Source organism: Corynebacterium sp. HMSC034B08 (genome assembly GCF_001835805.1).
In the GTDB taxonomy this organism is placed as follows: domain Bacteria; phylum Actinomycetota; class Actinomycetes; order Mycobacteriales; family Mycobacteriaceae; genus Corynebacterium; species Corynebacterium coyleae.
This window is the reverse complement of sequence record NZ_KV825966.1, coordinates 1-233: the sequence shown is the minus strand read 5'-3', so window position 1 is coordinate 233 and position 233 is coordinate 1. Positions and strand designations below refer to the sequence as shown.

The window sequence follows — 233 nt, the reverse complement described above, 5'->3', positions numbered from 1 at the left end:
GCGGAGATCGCGGCCTCCATCTTCATAGCCTCGATGGTTGCGACCGGGTCGCCTTCCTTGACCTCGTCACCCTCCTTTACGGTGACGGTGACGGCACCTGCGAACGGTGCTGCAACGTGGCCCGGGTTGGAGGAGTCTGCCTTCTCCACCTCGGCGACAGTGGACTCGACGTTCTCGTCGCGGACGGCAACCGGGCGGACCTGGCCATTGACGGTCAGGATGACCTGGCGCAT

General features: G+C 64.8%; 1 protein-coding gene. It reads right to left on the bottom strand.

What is annotated here, in order from left to right:
* A partial coding sequence (locus HMPREF2656_RS08910; RefSeq protein WP_141761055.1) for a biotin/lipoyl-containing protein occupies nt 1-233 on the bottom strand: 233 nt, incomplete at both ends.